Annotated in this window: 14 protein-coding genes; 5 read left to right on the top strand and 9 right to left on the bottom strand. The window is 59.6% G+C overall.

The window, feature by feature from the left end; genetic code table 11:
• Window positions 1–8 precede the first annotated feature (8 nt).
• From ACQZ6F_RS15770 to ACQZ6F_RS15760, 3 genes are all read left to right on the top strand, one after another.
• Complete coding sequence (locus tag ACQZ6F_RS15770; protein ID WP_077472784.1) at window positions 9–1298, top strand: DNA polymerase IV; 1290 nt, start codon at window positions 9–11, stop codon at window positions 1296–1298.
• A gap of 190 nt (window positions 1299–1488) precedes the next feature.
• On the top strand, window positions 1489–2526 hold the full coding sequence (locus ACQZ6F_RS15765; protein ID WP_068385943.1) for a glycoside hydrolase family 25 protein: 1038 nt from the start codon (window positions 1489–1491) through the stop codon (window positions 2524–2526).
• A 194-nt stretch (window positions 2527–2720) separates the two neighbouring features.
• On the top strand, window positions 2721–3992 hold the full coding sequence (locus ACQZ6F_RS15760; RefSeq protein ID WP_449093419.1) for a L,D-transpeptidase family protein: 1272 nt from the start codon (window positions 2721–2723) through the stop codon (window positions 3990–3992).
• A gap of 50 nt (window positions 3993–4042) precedes the next feature.
• Here the strand turns inward: ACQZ6F_RS15760 and dnaE are convergent, their stop codons facing one another.
• A complete protein-coding gene (gene dnaE / locus ACQZ6F_RS15755; RefSeq protein ID WP_449093420.1) occupies window positions 4043–7540 on the bottom strand; it encodes a DNA polymerase III subunit alpha in 3498 nt (1165 codons plus the stop codon).
• Window positions 7541–7894: 354 nt separating this feature from the next.
• Between dnaE and ACQZ6F_RS15750 the strand changes: the two genes are divergently transcribed.
• Complete coding sequence (locus ACQZ6F_RS15750) at window positions 7895–8491, top strand: hypothetical protein (protein ID WP_449093421.1); 597 nt, start codon at window positions 7895–7897, stop codon at window positions 8489–8491.
• Window positions 8492–8572: 81 nt separating this feature from the next.
• A complete protein-coding gene (locus ACQZ6F_RS15745) occupies window positions 8573–9040 on the top strand; it encodes a DUF5680 domain-containing protein (RefSeq protein ID WP_449093422.1) in 468 nt (155 codons plus the stop codon).
• 7 nt (window positions 9041–9047) lie between these two features.
• Here ACQZ6F_RS15745 and ACQZ6F_RS15740 read toward each other — a convergent pair whose 3' ends face one another.
• The 8 genes from ACQZ6F_RS15740 to nuoN form a co-directional block, all read right to left on the bottom strand.
• A complete protein-coding gene (locus tag ACQZ6F_RS15740; protein WP_068385933.1) occupies window positions 9048–9731 on the bottom strand; it encodes an ABC transporter ATP-binding protein in 684 nt (227 codons plus the stop codon).
• Window positions 9732–9745: 14 nt separating this feature from the next.
• Window positions 9746–11056, bottom strand: a complete 1311-nt coding sequence (locus ACQZ6F_RS15735) for a lipoprotein-releasing ABC transporter permease subunit (RefSeq protein WP_077470130.1) — start codon at window positions 11054–11056, stop codon at window positions 9746–9748.
• Between the two features lie 26 nt (window positions 11057–11082).
• On the bottom strand, window positions 11083–12405 hold the full coding sequence (proS, locus tag ACQZ6F_RS15730) for a proline--tRNA ligase (RefSeq protein ID WP_449093423.1): 1323 nt from the start codon (window positions 12403–12405) through the stop codon (window positions 11083–11085).
• A gap of 625 nt (window positions 12406–13030) precedes the next feature.
• Window positions 13031–13309: a DUF1467 family protein gene (locus tag ACQZ6F_RS15725; protein WP_068385927.1), complete on the bottom strand. Its 279-nt coding sequence runs from the start codon at window positions 13307–13309 to the stop codon at window positions 13031–13033.
• Between the two features lie 98 nt (window positions 13310–13407).
• Window positions 13408–13812, bottom strand: a complete 405-nt coding sequence (mce, locus tag ACQZ6F_RS15720) for a methylmalonyl-CoA epimerase (RefSeq protein ID WP_449093424.1) — start codon at window positions 13810–13812, stop codon at window positions 13408–13410.
• 31 nt (window positions 13813–13843) lie between these two features.
• Complete coding sequence (locus ACQZ6F_RS15715) at window positions 13844–15517, bottom strand: ribonuclease J (protein WP_068387766.1); 1674 nt, start codon at window positions 15515–15517, stop codon at window positions 13844–13846.
• A 14-nt stretch (window positions 15518–15531) separates the two neighbouring features.
• Window positions 15532–16296 carry a biotin--[acetyl-CoA-carboxylase] ligase gene (locus ACQZ6F_RS15710; RefSeq protein WP_449093425.1) on the bottom strand — a complete coding sequence of 255 codons (765 nt, stop codon included), beginning with the start codon at window positions 16294–16296 and terminating at the stop codon, window positions 15532–15534.
• The gene (gene nuoN / locus ACQZ6F_RS15705; RefSeq protein ID WP_449093426.1) at window positions 16296–17738 is read right to left on the bottom strand and encodes an NADH-quinone oxidoreductase subunit NuoN; all 1443 of its coding nucleotides are present in this window, start codon (window positions 17736–17738) and stop codon (window positions 16296–16298) included. Before nuoN ends, ACQZ6F_RS15710 begins: the two co-directional genes overlap by 1 nt.
• Window positions 17739–17745 lie beyond the last annotated feature (7 nt).

Genomic DNA, 17745 nt, shown 5'->3' with positions numbered 1-17745 from the left:
CTCATTCGATGACCACTGCGCCCGACAAGATTTCCGGTTTCTGTCGCGATTGCTTGAGCGAGCAATCTGCCGTGCGTACGCGTTGCCGGGCCTGCGGCAGCCCTCGCCTCGTCTATCATCGCGAGCTCTATGGGCTGACGCTGGCGCATATCGATTGCGACGCCTTCTATGCCTCGATCGAAAAACGGGATAATCCGGAATTGGCCGACAAGCCGCTAATCGTTGGCGGCGGCAAGCGCGGCGTCGTCTCCACCGCCTGCTATATCGCCCGCATTCACGGCGTTCGCTCCGCGATGCCGATGTTCAAGGCCTTGGAAGCGTGTCCGCAGGCGGTGGTCATCCGTCCGAACATGGAGAAGTACGTGCGGGTCGGCCGGGAGATCCGCACCATGATGCAGGATCTGACGCCCTTGGTGCAGCCGCTTTCGATCGACGAGGCCTTTCTGGAACTCGACGGCACGCAGCGGCTTCATCATGATCCGCCGGCCCGTATCCTGGCGAAATTCGCGCGGCGCGTGGAGCAGGAGATCGGCATCACCATCTCCATCGGCCTCTCCTACTGCAAGTTCCTCGCCAAGGTCGCCTCTGATCTGCAGAAGCCCCGCGGCTTCTCCGTCATCGGCCGTGAGGAGGCCGTTTCGTTTCTGGAGCCCCGCCCGGTGACAACCATCTGGGGCGTCGGCAAGGCCTTCGCGGCGACGCTGGAAAGCGACGGCATTCGCACCATCGGCCAATTGCAGGGCATGGACGAAAGCGACCTCATGCGCCGCTACGGCGTCATCGGCCAGCGGCTTTCCCGCCTGTCGCGCGGCATCGATGACCGCACGGTGCATCCGAACGAGGCCGCGAAAAGCGTGTCGGCCGAAACCACCTTCTTCGAAGACATATCCCGCTACGATGACCTGGTGCCCATCCTTCGCGATCTGTCGGAGAAGGTTTCGCGCCGTCTGAAGCGCAGCGGCATCGCCGGCCAGACCGTCGTGCTGAAGCTGAAAACATCAGATTTCAAGAGCCGGACGCGCAACCGCCGCCTGGAAGACCCGACGCAGCTCGCCGACCGAATCTTCCGCACCGGCTTGCGCCTGCTCGAGCCGGAGACGGACGGTACGAAGTTCCGTCTCATCGGCATCGGCGTCACCGATCTTGGCGATGCCGGACGCGCCGATCCTCCCGATTTGATCGACCAGCAGGCTACACGCCGCGCCGCAGCCGAGGCGGCCATGGACAAGCTTCGAGAAAAATTCGGCAACAAGACCGTCGAGACCGGTTACACCTTCGGCGGAAAACGCGATAAATAACAATGGCTTGCCAAATAGTCACCAATCGGTGATATTGTGGGCCATAACAAATAATTGCCTCGCGTGTGCGATTCTTCGCCGCGAATAGCTCGGATTCAATCTTTCTTGGTAAATTTCTATTAGGACTCGATCTCTGTAACTTCCGGGCAGCTCTGTTGGGCTGTCGATTGTGTTTTGCGTACGGGTTCCTATGCGTCTATCGGCTGTATCGACCATCCTTCTTGCCTGCCTGACGATATCGGGCTGCGCCGCCAGAGGCGAGCGCGAAGCCGCGCAGTCGAGCGCGCCTTCCAAGGAAATGACCAGCTCCATAGCCAAGAGCGGCACCCCGGTGCCGACGGTCGAAATCGGAGAAACCGTCTCGCGCGTCGAGCGGCAGCAGGCGCTGGCGACCTCGCTGCCTGCCGATCCCCGGCCGGAGGGATTCCTGCCATCCGACCAGGGTCGCGATGACGTTCCCATGCCGCTGCAACGGCCGCTCGCCATGCTTTCGCCGGCAAACCCGATGCCCCGCGCCATGCGGCAGCAGCCGATGCAGATCTATTCCCACCAGTTCCGCGATGCCAAGCCGATCAACTTCGGCACGACTTCGCCAAGGAAGCTGGCCGTACATGGCGTCGACGTTTCCCGCTGGCAGGGTGACATCGACTGGAACACGCTCCGCACGCAGGGTGCCAATTTCGTTTACATCAAGGCGACCGATGGCGGTGACCATCTGGATCCGATGTTCAAGAAGAACTGGCGGGCCGCACAGCAAGCCGGCCTGAAGCATGGTGCCTACCACTTCTTCTATTGGTGCCGGACCGCCGGCGAGCAGGCCGATTGGTTCATCCGCAACGTTCCACGGGAGGCTGGCGCCCTGCCGCCGGTGATCGACGTGGAATGGAACGGCGAATCCAGCTGCAAGCGGCGGCCGTCGCGCGAACAGGTTCTGGCGAAGATGCAGGTCTTCATGGACAAGCTGGAAAGACATTACGGCCAGCGCCCCATCGTCTATACCGCTCCGGATTTCTATCGCGACAATCTGCGCGGTGAATTGCTCAACTATCCCTTCTGGCTGCGCTCCGTCGCCGCTCATCCTTCCAAGGTCTATCCGGGCCGGAACTGGCTGTTCTGGCAATATTCCGGCTCCGGCGTCTCGCATGGCGTCGACGGCAGGATCGACCTCAATGCCTTCCATGGCAGCGCGGAAGAATGGCATAACTGGGTGGCGTCCAGCGTACGCTGATACCTCCATTCTCTATCGATAGGTTACCGCAAAAGCAGGGTTCACCACCCTGCTTTTGTATTTCTGCCACTGCCTCTCGCATCCGGAAGCATTGATTTCCGACGCGCAGATAGAAGCATTCACTTTCGGCAAGTCTTCCTTAAACTTCGAAGTCTAACCTTCGCCGTTACGAGTATTGCGTTTTGGTTGTGTCCATGAAGCCGTTTTTCCTGCTTGGGCTTGGGCTGCTTTCAGCTACTGCCCTTTCCCATCCTAGCCTTGCCGCATCGGATGCCCGCACCCTGCAGATCGTGGTGTCGAAGGACAGGCAATCGCTTGCCGTCTATGATGGCGACCAGGTGGTGGCGACCTCGAAGGTTTCGACCGGCAAGCGTGGGCACACGACGCCGAGCGGCATCTTCTCAATCCTGGAGAAGAAGGTCTATCACGAGTCCAATCTCTATTCGGCCGCGCCCATGCCCTTCATGCAGCGGCTGACCTGGTCGGGCATCGCACTGCATGAATCCAACTCGGTTCCGAATTATCCGGCGTCTCATGGCTGCGTGCGCATGCCCAAGGCATTTGCCAAGGCGCTTTACCAGATGACGGAGCGCGGCGTACACGTCGTCATCGCCGACCAGCCGCTGGTGCCTCAGCCCTTTCAGAACTCCATGCTGTTCCAACCGCAGGCGGCACCTCCCCCCGCTCTATTTTCCGGCATGGAATTGCGCCCGATGACGGCAAGCTTCCTGCCGCAGGCGCAACCGCTGCAGGTCGCGACGAACGATGTCACCTCGATCCCGATTCCGAAGGCGCAGGCGGTTGTTGAGCCACCCGCGGAGCAGGCGCCACTCAGCATTCTGATCACCCGACGGGGATTGCGCGAGAATGTCCGCGATCTCCAGGGCCTGTTGAACGGCATGGGCTTCATGGTCGGCACGCCGGACGGCATGCTCGGTCCGGCGACGGTGCAGGCAATCGAAGATTTCAAGAAGGCGCATGATATCAAGACGGTAGGCGGGCTTGTGAGCCCGGCCTTGATGAAGGCGGTCTATGCCGCCGCCGGCAAGGGCGAACCGCCGAACGGCGCGATCATGGTCCGCCAGAATTTCAAGCCGCTCTTCGAGGCGCCGGCTAATATCGCCGAGCCGGAGGAAGCGCTGGGCGTGCATTTCTTCACCGCCAATGCGATCGATCGCATCAGCGGCAAGGCTGACTGGTTCGGCATGACGCTGGAAGAAGACCTCAGCAAGCAGACCAAGAAGCGGTTGGGGATTACGAGCGAGGCCCAGTCGCAATCGCTCGATGCCGCCGGACAGGCGCTCGGCCGTATCAGCATTCCCGATGAGGCACGCCATCGCATCGAGGACCTGCTGACGCAGGGCTCGTCGTTGACGATCTCCGACACGGGCATAGGACCGGAAACCGGCAACGAGACCGATTTCATCACCATCACCAACAATGGCGCGCTCGGCAAAAAAGGCTGAGCATCAGGTACTAAGGCGCGGCGAGCGATCCTGAAAGATCACGACGCGCTTTAGACCAGCTCGACATCGATAACGCCGGGCGCCGTGCGCAATGCGGCGGCAATCTCGGGCGTGATGCGGTATTTCTCCGGCAGCGCTACCTCGACCTCGCGCGAACCCTCATCCTTGATCACGATGAAGGAGACGAGGCCATCTCCCTTTGTATTTAGATGCGCCGCTACCGCTTTCAGCGGCCCGGAATCGCGAACATAGACACGCAGCGCCTTCTGCATCTGCAGCGACTTCTCTTCCAACGACTGCGCCGTCTGCAGACGCAGGCTGATGCCTTCGGGTCGCTCATCCGCCTGCGCGGTGATGACGAAGGATTTTCCGACTTCGAGGACATCGCGGTACTGGTTGAGTGTTTCCGAAAAAAGCACCGTTTCGAACTGGCCGGAGGCATCGGAGAAGACGAAAATGCCCATCTTGTTGCCGGTGCGCGTCTTGCGCTCCTGCTTCGAGATCACCGTGCCGGCGAGACGACCGTTGCCGGCCCCCTGCTTCACCGCAGCGGAAAAATCGGCAAAGTTCTGCACGCGCATCTTGTCGAGCACGCTCTTGTAGGTATCAAGCGGATGGGCCGTCAGATAGAAGCCGAGCACCTGGAACTCGCGCAGCAAGCGCTCCGAAGCTAGCCATGGCGTATAGGATGGAAAGGTGATTTTCTCCGGCCCGGACGCAGCACTTCCGAACATGTCGTGCTGACCGCTGCGCTTGTTTTCCTGCGCCACCTGGGCATAGCCCATGATCCGGTCCAACCCGCCGATCAACTGTGCGCGGTCGATGTCGAAACAATCGAAGGCGCCGGCGGAAATCAGGCTTTCGAGAACACGACGGTTGATCTGCTTCGGATCGATGCGCAGGCAGAAATCCTCGATGCCGGCAAAGGGCTGGTCGCCGCGCACCTCGACAATGTGTTCCACCGCCGATTCGCCGACACCCTTGATGGCCGCCAGCGCATAATAGATGCGGTTTTCGCCGGTCTCGAAATGGCGGAACGAGGTCTGGACCGAGGGCGCGATGACCTCGATGCCCAGGCGCTTGGCATCCTGGCGGAAGTCATTGACCTTTTCGGTATTGGCCATATCGAGCGTCATCGACGCCGCCAGAAACTCCACCGGATAATGCGCCTTCATAAAGGCCGTCTGGTAGGAGACGATGGCGTACGCGGCGGCGTGCGACTTGTTGAAGCCGTAGTTGGCGAACTTGGCGAGCAGATCGAAAATGACGTCGGCCTGGCCCTTGGACACTTCGTTCTTGACGGCGCCATCGACGAAACGCTCGCGCTGCTGGTCCATCTCCGCCTTGATTTTCTTACCCATGGCGCGGCGCAGAAGGTCGGCTTCGCCGAGCGAATAGCCCGACAGCACCTGGGCGACCTGCATCACCTGCTCCTGGTAGACGATGACGCCCTGCGTCTCCTTCAAGAGATAGTCGATCTTCGGATGGATCGATTCGATCTCTTCCTCGCCGTGCTTGCGGGCGTTGTAGACCGGAATGTTCTCCATTGGACCGGGGCGATAGAGCGCCACCAGTGCGATGATGTCTTCGATGCAGTCCGGACGCATGCCGATGAGGGCCTTGCGCATGCCGGCACTTTCCACCTGGAACACGCCAACCGTCTCGCCGCGCGAGAGCATGTCGTAGGTCTTCTTGTCATCGAGCGGGATGCTGGCGAGATCGATCGAAATACCGCGTTTGGCGACGAAATCGACCGCCGTCTTCAGCACCGTCAGCGTCTTCAGGCCGAGAAAGTCGAACTTCACCAGGCCGGCCTGTTCCACCCATTTCATGTTGAACTGGGTGACCGGCATGTCGGAGCGCGGATCGCGATACATCGGCACGAGCTTCGAGAGCGGCCGGTCGCCGATGACGATACCGGCGGCGTGCGTCGAGGCATGGCGGTAGAGGCCCTCGATCTTCTGGGCGATATCGAGCAGCCGGGCGACGACCGGCTCCTTGTCCGCCTCTTCCTGCAGACGCGGCTCTTCCTCAATCGCCTTGCTCAATGGCGTCGGATTGGCGGGGTTATTCGGAACCAGCTTGCAGATCTTGTCGACCTGGCCGTAAGGCATTTCCAGCACACGGCCGACGTCGCGAAGCGCAGCACGCGCCTGCAGCGAACCGAAGGTGATGATCTGCGCCACCTGCTCGCGGCCGTACTTGGCCTGCACGTAACGGATCACCTCTTCGCGCCGATCCTGGCAGAAGTCGATGTCGAAGTCGGGCATGGATACGCGCGACGGGTTGAGGAAGCGCTCGAACAGCAACGAGAAGCGCAGCGGATCGACGTCGGTGATCGTCAGCGCATAGGCGACCAGCGAGCCCGCACCGGAACCGCGGCCCGGCCCAACCGGAATATCATGCCGCTTGGCCCATTTGATGAAGTCGGCAACGATCAGGAAGTAACCGGGGAACTTCATGCCCTCGATAACGCTGAGCTCGAATTCCAGCCGCTCGCGATAATCCTTCTCCTCATAACCCGGCGCCATGCCGAGCGAGGCCAGACGCTGGTCGAGGCCTTCGACCGCCTGGGCGCGCAACTCTGCGGATTCGGCACGGTCGGCTTCGTCCTCGTCGGCGGCGGCACCCGTGAAGCGCGGCAAGATCGGCTTGCGCGTTTGCAGCACGAAGGAGCAGCGCCGGGCGATCTCGACGGTATTCTCCAGCGCCTCGGGCAAGTTAGCGAAGAGCTTGGCCATGTCGGCCCGGCTTTTCAGATAATGGTCCGGCGTCAGACGGAAGCGCGTATCGTCCGAGACGATGGCATTGTGGGCGACCGCCATCAGCGCATCATGGGCATCGTAGTCGTCGCGCGTCGGGAAGAATGCTTCGTTGGTGGCAACCAGCGGGAGCTCGTGCTCATAGGCAAGCGTCAGCATCTTGCGTTCATGACGGCGATCATAGGTGCCGTGACGCTGGAGCTCGACATAGAGCCTGTCGCCGAACAACCGCTTCAGTGTCAGAAGCCTCGATAACGCCTGTGGCGCATGGCCCTCTTTCAGAGCCATATCGACCGGGCCGCCCAGCGAACCGGTAAGCGCGATCATGCCCTCGGTGCCGATTTCCTCCAACCACGAAGTGGTAATGTGAACGGCCTGATTGCCTTCTCCGCCGAGGTAGGCGCGGCTGATGAGATCGACGAGGCGCTCATAGCCTTCTCCCGTCGCGGCGAGAAGGACGATGGACGGAAGCTTGGCAAGCGATTGCTGCGGCCCGCGCTTTTCGCCCTCGCCGCCATCTTCCATGTCGATCGAGACCTGGCAGCCGATGATCGGCTGCAACCCTTCGTCCATCGCCTTCTGAGCGAACTCGAGAGCGACAAAGAGATTGTTGGTATCGGTGATGGCGATCGCGGGCTGACTGTCGCCGGCGGCCTTGGCCAGTATCTTCTTGAGCGGCAAAGCGCCCTCAAGCAGGGAATAGGCGGAATGGACCCGCAGGTGTACGAATTCCGGTGCCTCACCGACCGACGCCGCCGATGCGCCACTGTCGCCAATATCCGCCATCTTGTACCCTTCCGCATGCCCAAATGAATCGGTGATATCTTCGGCATTGCGGACGACAAAGTCCAGAAGTTGCTCCCATCAAACCGGGGAGCAACATGTGCATACAGAGATAAAACTCACATCGCCATCATGATGAGGGAAAAGCTGGCGACAAACATCACGATGGAGGTGAATGCTGCAACGTCTCGAATGATATCGGTCATTTACGCGCTCCTTACTCGTTATGTTTCTTTTTTGTTCTATTTTTGTTCGAGAGTCAATAGATACATCAATAAATTTCATTGCCTGACTTTTTGCCTTGCCAATGGACGCGCGGACAAGCCGAGGCTATGCAGGAATGAAGGGGAGATCACCATGAAATCACTGGCTTATGCTGCCTTCACTCTAGCCTTGCTCGCAACCACGGCCCAGGCCGAAGACGCCATTGCACCCGACCGTATCATCGATGCGGCGATCGGCGATTGGAACAAGGACGGTAAGCCCGATCTCGCTTTGCTGGTCGCATCCGCTCCGGGCGACGATGCCGACAATCCGATCGGCATCTACATCTACCTGCGCGGCGGCGAGCACTTGCTTCTGACGCTGGCCGCAAGTGCTCCGCACAAAGTCTGGGGCACGGTCGGGCCTGACGGCATGGTCGGCCAGGAGCCGTCAATTGCGGCCCTCCCGAATGGATCCATCGCCGTCACCTCGCAGAACGACAGCGTCGGGCGCGACCGCTGGCAGCAGACGCTGACGCTCGCCTATCGCAACAACAGTTTCATCGTCGCCGGTTACACTTATACCTACCGAGATACGCTCGAGCCCGACTCCAGTTACAGCTGCGACTACAATGTGCTCACCGGCAAGGCGACGAAGAGCGGCAAGGATCTGAAGGCCGAAGCCAGGACGGTTAGCATTCAGGACTGGCAGGATGATTTCGGCCAGAAGGTTTGTGGAAACGGCGAGTGACAGCGCATATGTTCACTATTTGTTCTTTACAATTCACGAGGCAAATGCCATTGTGAGCCCTCATCAAAATTGGAGAGGGTCATGCCGGATCTTGCCGAGTTGAATGATTTCATTGTCACCGCCAAGTCCGAAACCTATGTCGGCGATGGCGAGAGGCTGCCGTCCTGCCGAAGCGGCTCGCATGATATCGGCTATGCCAGCGGCCGCTGGCGCTATCTCGACAGCTATTTCGGCGGCACGGATTTCGCCGGGCAGGAACTCGTCTGGCACGATGGCGAACCGGTCTGGGCGATGAATTATTTCGGCCACATCGTCGCGCCGGATCTGATCGACGGACATCGTGCCGGCATGGTCATCAAGTCCGCCCTGCTGCGACTCTATCTCGATGAGAAGCGCTTTCTCGGCGGCTATGAGTTCGAGCACGCGTTCGGCCGCTACGTCGATCAGAGCAGCGGCGATTGCGCCCATTTCAGCGGCCAGGAAGTCATCATGGTCGCTGACCGCAAAGCCTATGAGCTGGATTATCGCGGCGGTTTGGTCGTTCCGTAACGAGCGATCAAACCTCGACCACCTTGCCTTCGCTCAGCGTAACACGACGGTCCATGCGGACCGCGAGTTCGTGATTGTGCGTGGCGATCAGCGCTGCGAGGCCCGATTGGCGCACCAGGGCTTCCAGCGCATCGAACACATAATGCGCGGTTGCCGGATCGAGATTGCCAGTCGGCTCATCGGCGAGCAACACCAGCGGCGCATTTGCGACCGCGCGGGCGATGGCGACGCGCTGCTGTTCGCCGCCCGACAGTTCGGCGGGGCGATGATGGGCGCGGTGGCCGATGCGCATATAGTCGAGAAGCTGGGCAGCCCGCTCGCTGGCGTCCTTGCGTGAGAGGCCGGAGATCAGCTGCGGCATCATGATATTTTCGAGCGCGGAAAATTCCGGCAGCAGGTGATGGAACTGATAGACGAAGCCGATCTCGCTGCGGCGAACGGCAGTGCGCCTGTCGTCAGAGAGATTTTCGCATGCCTGGCCGTTGATCAAGACTTCGCCGCTATCCGGATGCTCAAGCAGGCCGGCTACATGCAAAAGCGTCGACTTGCCCGTGCCCGAGGGGGCGACGAGCGCGACGATCTCGCCACTGCGCAGAGCGAAGTCGGCTCCTTTCAGGATCGATAGCTGGGTATCGCCTTGCCCGTAATGGCGCTCTACGTCGGAGAGCTGGAGAACGACGTTGCCTTTCATCAAATGCGGATTCCTTATTCGTAGCGCAACGCCTGCACCGGATCGAGCCGCGAGGCACGCCAGGCCGGAAAGATCGTGGCAAGGAAAGAAAGCGTCAGAGCCATCACGACGACGGAGATCGTCTCGCTCATATTCATCTGGGCCGGGAGCTTGCTGAGGAAATAGACCTCGGGATTGAAGATCACCGTGCCCGAAATCCAGGAGAAGAACTGGCGGATGGATTCGATATTCAGGCAGACCAGCACGCCGAGAAGAACGCCGGCGAGCGTGCCGACCAAACCGATGGCAGCACCTGTCATAAAGAAGATGCGCATGATAGCGCCTGACGTCGCGCCCATTGTGCGCAGAATGGCGATATCACTTCCCTTGTCCTTCACCAGCATGATCAGGCCGGAAATAATATTCAGGGCCGCCACGAGCACGATCAGCGTCAGGATCATGAACATCGTATTGCGTTCGACCTGAAGCGCCGAAAAGAAGGTCTCGTTGACCTGCCGCCAGTCAGTGAGGAACACCTGCCGACCCGCCGCAGCCTCGATCTTCGGCCTCAACTCGTCGACATCATCCGGATTGCTGACGAAGAGCTCTATCTTCTCAACGATGCCCTGTGCGTTGAAAAAGAGCTGCGCCTCCTCCAACGGCATGAAGACGACGGAGGAATCATATTCGGACATGCCGACTTCGAAGAGGCCGGAAATCGTATAGGCCTTGACGCGTGGATTGACGCCGAACGGCGTCACGTCGCCATCCGGAGCTGTCAGCGTGATCTGGTCACCGACTGTCAACCCCAACTGCCGCGCAAGCCGCGTGCCCACCAGAACGCCCTGCCCCGAGGCAAAGCCTACCATGTCGCCGGAGACGACATGATCTGAAACGGTCTTGAGCTTGGTCATGTCTTCGGCGCGGATGCCGCGCACCAGCGCACCAGTGCCTGAGCCGCCACGGCCGGAGGCGAGCGTTTCGCCTTCGACCAAGGGCAGAGCCATGGTGACGCCGGGAACCGCGGCAAACTTCTTTGCCAGCTCAGCATAATCAGTCAGCGGCGAATCGATCGGCTGCACCACGACATGGCCGTTGAAGCCGAGGATCTGCTTGAAGAGTTCGGCGCGGAAGCCGTTCATCACGGCCATGACGATGATCAGCGCGGCGACACCCAGCATGATGCCGACCAGCGAGAAGCCGGCAATGACCGAAATCGACGCTTCCTTGCGCCGGGAGCGGAGATAGCGCCAGGCGACAAGCCGTTCAAAGCCGGAAAACGGACGAGAAGACGGGCTGGCCTTGGACGAATTCACCTGCTGTTCCACTGCCACATTCACCGCCATTCGCCTTCCATCCTATCTATCGTCTATCAGCCTGCCAGCCGCTTGATTGCCGCTTCGACTGTCATCGTCTCACGATCGCCGGTCTTGCGATCCTTCACTTCCACTTCGCCGCCCGCGATCGAACGCGGCCCGACGATGATCTGCACGGGCACGCCGATCAGATCCGCCGTTGCGAACTTCGTTCCGGCGCGATCGTCACGATCGTCGAAGAGGACATCCTTGCCGGCCTTCGAGAGAGCGGCGTAGATCTTCTCGCAAGCATCGTCACATGCCTGGTCGCCGGTCTTCATGTTGATCACCACGACATCAAACGGCGCAACCGAAGCAGGCCAGATGATTCCGTTCTCATCATGCGATGCTTCGATGATGGCGGGAACAAGGCGTGTCGGGCCAATACCGTAAGACCCCATGTGGACAGCGTGTTCCTTGCCGTCCGGACCCTGCACTTTCGCACCCATCGGCTCGGAATATTTCGTGCCGAAATAGAAGATGTGGCCGACTTCGATACCGCGCGCCGACAGGCGTTCGCCTTCGGGAATAGCATTGAAGGCAGCCTCGTCATGCATTTCCGAGGTCGCGGCATAGACCGAAGTCCACTGATCGAAGATGCTCTTCAAGCCGGCGACATCATCGAAATTCGTATCTTCGCCGGGGATATCGAAATTGACGAAATCCTTGTGGCAGAAGACCTCCGACTCGCCAGTGTCGGCAAGAATGATGAATTCGTGGCTGAGGTTGCCGCCGATCGGACCGGTATCGGCCCGCATGGGGATCGCTCTCAGACCAAGACGATTGAACGTACGCAGATAGGCCGCGAACATCTTGTTGTAGGAGTGGACAGCGCCTTCCTGCGTCAGATCAAAGGAATAGGCATCTTTCATCATGAATTCGCGCGAGCGCATGGTGCCGAAGCGAGGACGGATCTCGTCACGGAACTTCAGCTGGATGTGATAGAGGTTCAGCGGCAGGTCCTTGTAGGACTTGACGTAGGACCGGAAGATGTCGGTGATCATCTCCTCATTGGTCGGGCCATAGAGCATGGGCCGGTCCTGCCGGTCCTTGATGCGCAGCATCTCCTTGCCATAGGCTTCGTAGCGGCCGCTTTCCTGCCAGAGCTCGGCCGACTGCAGCGTCGGCATCAAAAGCTCGATGGCACCGGAACGGTTCTGCTCTTCGCGAATGATCTTGTTGACCTTGTCAAGCACGCGCTTGCCCAACGGCAGCCAGGAATAAATGCCTTGCGACTGCTGGCGAACCATGCCGCTGCGCAGCATGAGGCGATGAGAAACGATTTCAGCCTCTTTAGGATTTTCCTTCAGAATGGGCATGAAGTAACGAGACAGACGCATGACGCTTGTTCCAGATGGTTTGACGGTCCGCTCTTTGCGGAATCGTTAGCAAATTGTGTACTGAAGGCAGTTCATAACTGCTTCGGCGCAGGAAGGAAACCCGCATTCTATAGGAGGGGAATTTGGCAAACGCCCGAGAATGCAGGCGATGCAGCACATTTTCACGATTTCGAAAAAATGGGCGTTTATAAGGATTTACGACGAAAATCTGTCAATAGAAAAATTCTGCGCGACTGTAGTAAAAAAGCAAAAAAACAGATGACAAAGCTCAATGTTTGAGCTAATTTTAGCTCACAAAAGAGGCAAGAAGGCTAAATTCTTGCCGTTTCGCGGTCAAGTCTTGGGAGGATCAGATCTTAGGCGCGTTCACTCGCTGCCCCGGTAACGGATAAGGATCACGCGATACTTTAAAACAAGGCTTATAGCCTTGTTTTTTTTTGCTTTCTCGCCTTCGTTGCTCTGTGTCGACCGGCTCCACAGCAAGCATCAGAAGGCTCTTCAACCAGCATATCGCAACCGTCTTTCCGTAAAGTCTTTGCTTTACGGACATGACAGGCGTGTGACGAATTGAAGGTGATTGCGAGGCGATGTCTGTTCGTGCCGCTCTCGCCTAGGTCCCGATCGGCTATTTATCGAAGTTCGGAACGATCTGTGGAAGCGAGTCTACGGTCAGTCCCAGATAATGCGATGCGACATACCAGGTGCCATAGACCAGAGCCGAGACCAGCGTCGTGGTGAGCACCACTCTCCATGCCTGGAATTTCGTGGGGGCGCTTTCGACGGTGCCAAGGATCACATGCTTATCCTCGGCCTGAGTGCGCAGGCCGAATGGAAGGACTGCAAAAAGCGTAATCCACCAGACAACGAAATATACCGCCAAGCTCGATAAAATCTGCTGGACCATTCTGCTCCCTTAAGACGAGCCTGCTCGCCTCTTCCTCTTCCCAGTTGTTTATAGGATTAACGCCGCGGCGTTTCAAAGCGTCTTTCAGCGCCTTAATGTCACACTTGCTCGAGCTCGATCAGCGTGCCGAAGAAGTCCTTGGGGTGCAGGAAAAGCACTGGCTTGCCATGAGCGCCGATTTTCGGCTCGCTGCCGCCAAGCACCCGAGCGCCCGTGGCGACTAGGTGATCTCGTGCAGCAAGAATATCGGCAACCTCGTAGCAGATGTGATGCATGCCGCCATCCGGGTTCTTGGCCAGGAAGGCCGCAATCGGCGAAGCTTCGCCCAGCGGCTCCAGCAACTCCACCTTGCTGTTCGGCAATTCGACGAAAACGACGGTCACCCCATGCTCGGGTAGCACCTGCGGTGCAGACACGACCGCGCCCAGTGTCTCGCGATAAGCCTTCGCGGCCGCGGCTAGATCCGGTACGGCGAGCGCGACATGATTAATGCGTCCAAGCACGGATCTCTCCTCCCCGTTCGGATCGCGGGCTTCAGCCGCCGGTACGCGTGACGAACACGGTGACGAGCGGCTTCTTCCCCCAGCCCTGGTTGGCAGCCGCACGCACGGCGCGGCGAGCGGCCTCCTGCAGCATGTTCAAATCCTTGCGGCGGGCGCGCGGAATGCTCTCGATGGCACTGACGATGGCGTCGAAAAGCGTATCTTCCATGTCCTCGCCTTCGTCATCATAGGCCGGGAGGCCGATCGCAACGAGGTCCGGATCGCCGACGATGTCATAACGGGCATCGAGCACGACGTTGACGGCGACATGACCGACATAGGAGAGCTTCTTGCGCTCGCCAATACCCATCTCGTCGAAATCGCCGATCAGGGTGCCATCCTTGAAGATACGCCCATGCGGCGCCTCGCCGATCACCTCGACCGGGCCTGGCGCGAGGCGCAATATGTCACCGTTGCGCACGCGCGGAACGATGGAGATGCCGCTCTGTTCGGCCAGTTCCTTGTGCGCGGTCAGATGCGTCGGCTCGCCATGCACGGGCACCACGATCTTCGGCCGCGTCCACTCATACATCTTCTGCAATTCGTTGCGGCGGGGATGGCCCGACACGTGAACGAGCGCTTCGGCATCCGTGACGATATGGATGCCCTGCTCGATCAGGCCGTTCTTGATATCCTGAATGGCCTTTTCATTGCCCGGAATGGCGCGCGACGAGAAGACGACGATATCGCCCGAAGCGAGCGCGACGTTGCGCATCTCATCCCTCGACAGCTTGGCAAGCGCTGCACGCGGCTCGCCCTGGCTGCCGGTCAGAATGACCACGACCTTGTCGCGCGGGATATAGCCATACTCGTCTTCAGCGATGAACGGCTTGACGCCTTCCATGAGGCCGACGTCGCGGGCGACATCGACGACACGCTTTAGCGAACTGCCCAATAGCAGCACTTCGCGACCGGCGGCTTCGGCTGCCTCGGCGACAGTACGGATGCGGCCGACATTCGAGGAGAAGGTGGTGATGGCCACCCGGCCCTCGGCATTCTCGATGATCTTGCGCAGGCTCGCCGAAACGTCCTTTTCGGAAGGCGATACGCCATCGCGAAGAGCATTGGTGGAGTCGCACATCAGCGCCAGCACGCCTTCGTCGCCCAACTGCCGAAAACGGGTCTCGTCGGTGAGCGGCCCGAGCGAAGGCTCGTGATCGATCTTCCAGTCGCCGGTATGAATGACGTTGCCGACCGGCGTGCGGATCATCAGCGACATCGGCTCTGGGATCGAGTGGTTGACGGCAACACCTTCGATGCTGAAGGGACCGACATTGATACGATCACCAGCCTTGAAAGGGGTGATCGGAATCTCGCCCATCGTCTTTTCGTAGTCGCGCTTGGCTTCCAGCAGACCGGCGGTAAAGCCGGAGGCATAGACAGGAACGTTCAAGCCAGGCCAGAGATCATTCAGCGCGCCGTAATGATCCTCATGGGCGTGAGTGATGATGATGCCCTTGAGGTTCTTGCGTTCCTTGGCGAGGAAGCGGATGTCCGGCAATACCAGATCGACGCCAGGCAGGTCCGGCCCCGGGAAGGTGACGCCGCAATCGACCATGATCCATTGACGATGCTCCGGCGTGCCGTAGCCGTACAGCGCGAGATTCATCCCGATCTCACCGACGCCGCCGAGTGGCAGAAACACCAGTTCGTCTTGTTTCGCCATTTCGTCCTCAATCATTACCTAAGAAAAACATCGCCCGCTGCGATCGGCATGGTCCTGCCGTCCTCGGTTTCGAGCATCAACAAGCCATTATCATCGATTCCGACGAAATGGCCTAAAATCGACCTGTCCGGCAAATTCACGGTGATCTTTTCACCGATGCCGCACGCCACGTCACGCCAGCGAGCCGTGATCTCCCGAATACCCTTGCCGCTGTTCCAAACGACAAGCGCTTCGGCCATTGCTGCGTAGAGATGCGCAAACAGCTCTTCCGCCGAGACCATGGAGCCCTGCTGGCGCAGGCAGGTCACCGGATACATGGGATTATCGGGCATGGCGACGACATTGATGCCGATGCCGATGACAATCGCATAGCGCCCGTCGGGAAGAGCTTCCCCCTCGATGAGGATCCCGCAGATCTTTTTGCGACCAACCAATATATCGTTTGGCCACTTGATCTCGGCCGGTTCGGCAGCCAGCGGTAACACGCTGCGCACAGCCTGATGCACGGCAACCGCGACCGCAAGCGGCAAGGAACCAAGGCGCTCCATCGGGGCAGGATCGATCAACAGGAGAGATGCGTAGAGATTGCCGGGTTCCGAGACCCAAGGGCGGCCACGGCGGCCGCGGCCGCCGGTCTGACGCTCGGCGGTCACCCATAGATTGCCTGGGTCACCGGAGCGCGCCCTTTCCAGGCACACATTGTTTGTCGAGGAAGTCTCAAGAAGGGCATCATGCCGGAAGTCGGCAAGCGACTTCCGGCTATTCGTGTCAGACGCCATCAAAACAGCGTCGCGGCCGCCAGATCGGCAGCACCGCCGATTGCGCCGCCGAAGAAGACGTAAGCGATGACGAACAGGCCAGACAGACCGAACACCAGACGCAGCGAACCGGCCGTGCGGGCAAATTCATCCTTGGCTTCGTCAAACCACATCACCTTGATGACGCGCAGGTAGTAGTAGGCGCCAACAACCGATGAGAGAACGCCGATGATGGCGAGCGCATAGAGATGAGCCTGGATAGCTGCGACGAAGACGAAATACTTTCCGAAGAAGCCTGCGAGCGGCGGAATACCTGCCAACGAGAACATCAGCGCGGTCAGCACCACCGCCATGAACGGGTTCGTCGTGGAAAGACCGGCGAGATCGTCGATGCTTTCGACCTGACGGCCATCCTTGCGGCGCATCGCCATGATGATGGCGAAGGAGCCGAGGGTCATGACCATGTAGATGACCATGTAGAGCATAACGCCCGAGACGCCGGTCTTGGTGCCGGCGGCAAGGCCGACCAGCGCATAGCCCATGTGACCGATCGAGGAATAGGCCATCAGTCGCTTGAAGTTGCGCTGTCCGATAGCGGCGAAGGAGCCGAGCAGCATCGAGGCGATCGAGATGAACACGATGATCTGCTGCCAGTCGGCAAGCACCGGCTGGAAGGCGGTCACGACGATACGGGTCAGGATTGCCATGGCGGCAACCTTAGGCGCGGCGGCGAAGAAGGCAGTAACCGGGGTCGGGGCGCCTTCATAAACGTCCGGCGTCCACATGTGGAACGGCACGGCCGAGATCTTGAAGGCCAGGCCGGCGAGAACGAAAACCAGACCGAAGACGAGACCGAGCGAGCGCGTCTCGGCGCTCAGCGCCGTTGCGATGGCATCGAAGCTCGTATGACCGGTGAAGCCGTAGACTAGCGACATGCCATAGAGCAGCATGCCGGAAGACAGAGCGCCAAGGACGAAATACTTCAGGCCGGCTTCGGTCGACTTCAGGCTGTCGCGGTTGATGGCGGCGACGACGTAGAGCGCCAGCGACTGCAGTTCCAGCGACAGGTAGAGCGAAATCAGGTCATGCGCCGAGATCATCAGCAGGATGCCGAGGGTCGCCAGCAGCAGGAGCACCGGGAATTCGAAGCGATCGAGCTTCTGCTCGCGCGCCTGCCCCATGCTGAGGAACATGGCAACGATGGAGCCGACCAGCGCAACGACCTTCATGAAGCGCGAGAAGCCGTCGGCGAGATAGGCGCCGCCATAGGCCAGGCCTTCGCCCGGCACAAAGATGATCCAGAGACCGGCCACCGCAAGAAGTGCGATGGCAAGACCGGTGACCATGGGTCCGGACCGCTCGCCTGAGAAGACGCCGATCATGAGCAGCACAAGCGCACCGACCGCGAGGATGAGCTCCGGAATGGAAAGATGCAGGCTTGCAAGAATTGTGTCAGCAGTCATGTCGAAT

It is taken from the genome of Rhizobium sp. A22-96 (genome assembly GCF_053521805.1).
The sequence above is the reverse complement of the archived record's forward strand: the minus strand, read 5'-3'. Positions and strand labels throughout refer to the sequence as shown.

Bases quoted from the DNA above. Each gene is read 5' to 3' on its own strand.
- ACQZ6F_RS15770 (WP_077472784.1), top strand. From the start codon at position 9: ATGACCACTGCGCCCGACAAGATTTCCGGTTTCTGTCGCGATTGCTTG.
- ACQZ6F_RS15765 (WP_068385943.1), top strand. From the start codon at position 1,489: ATGCGTCTATCGGCTGTATCGACCATCCTTCTTGCCTGCCTGACGATA.
- ACQZ6F_RS15760 (WP_449093419.1), top strand. From the start codon at position 2,721: ATGAAGCCGTTTTTCCTGCTTGGGCTTGGGCTGCTTTCAGCTACTGCC.
- dnaE (WP_449093420.1), bottom strand. From the start codon at position 7,540: ATGGCGGATATTGGCGACAGTGGCGCATCGGCGGCGTCGGTCGGTGAG.
- ACQZ6F_RS15750 (WP_449093421.1), top strand. From the start codon at position 7,895: ATGAAATCACTGGCTTATGCTGCCTTCACTCTAGCCTTGCTCGCAACC.
- ACQZ6F_RS15745 (WP_449093422.1), top strand. From the start codon at position 8,573: ATGCCGGATCTTGCCGAGTTGAATGATTTCATTGTCACCGCCAAGTCC.
- ACQZ6F_RS15740 (WP_068385933.1), bottom strand. From the start codon at position 9,731: ATGAAAGGCAACGTCGTTCTCCAGCTCTCCGACGTAGAGCGCCATTAC.
- ACQZ6F_RS15735 (WP_077470130.1), bottom strand. From the start codon at position 11,056: ATGGCGGTGAATGTGGCAGTGGAACAGCAGGTGAATTCGTCCAAGGCC.
- proS (WP_449093423.1), bottom strand. From the start codon at position 12,405: ATGCGTCTGTCTCGTTACTTCATGCCCATTCTGAAGGAAAATCCTAAA.
- ACQZ6F_RS15725 (WP_068385927.1), bottom strand. From the start codon at position 13,309: ATGGTCCAGCAGATTTTATCGAGCTTGGCGGTATATTTCGTTGTCTGG.
- ACQZ6F_RS15715 (WP_068387766.1), bottom strand. From the start codon at position 15,517: ATGGCGAAACAAGACGAACTGGTGTTTCTGCCACTCGGCGGCGTCGGT.
- ACQZ6F_RS15710 (WP_449093425.1), bottom strand. From the start codon at position 16,296: ATGGCGTCTGACACGAATAGCCGGAAGTCGCTTGCCGACTTCCGGCAT.
- nuoN (WP_449093426.1), bottom strand. From the start codon at position 17,738: ATGACTGCTGACACAATTCTTGCAAGCCTGCATCTTTCCATTCCGGAG.